The sequence below is a fragment of the Vibrio ouci genome, assembly GCF_004551525.1.
Lineage (GTDB): Bacteria > Pseudomonadota > Gammaproteobacteria > Enterobacterales > Vibrionaceae > Vibrio > Vibrio ouci.
In genome coordinates, this window is the sequence record NZ_SATR01000442.1 from 1 (window position 1) to 327 (window position 327).

Below are 327 nucleotides of genomic sequence, written 5' to 3' on the forward strand. Positions count from 1 at the left end.
GTTTGATGTGTCCCTCGATAAAGAAGTCGATGGCACCTTGAACTACGTCTTTACGCTTGATGTCGACGACCCGTTGACTGCAGAAATGGCCGACTTCCTTGATAACGGCGAGTTAACCGTGAGTTACACCGACAGTAATGGCCCTCAATCCTTCCCAATCAGTAACGGCGGTAACCTCTATATACCGGGTGATGCGACAGGTATGACGGTGACCGTTGGCACCTTCAATGACGACATCTTTGAAGGAGTCGAAAGCTTTGAACTCGATGTGACGGTAATGGGTAGCATCGGTGATAACAATGAAGCACTCAACCTCAGTGATAGCGG

The 327-nt window shown here is 49.2% G+C and carries 1 protein-coding gene; it reads left to right on the plus strand.

Features of this window, described 5'->3' with window-relative positions; all coding sequences use genetic code 11:
* The coding region (locus tag ELS82_RS26690) for a hypothetical protein (RefSeq protein ID WP_167489592.1) at positions 1 to 327 on the plus strand (327 nt) is incomplete at both ends.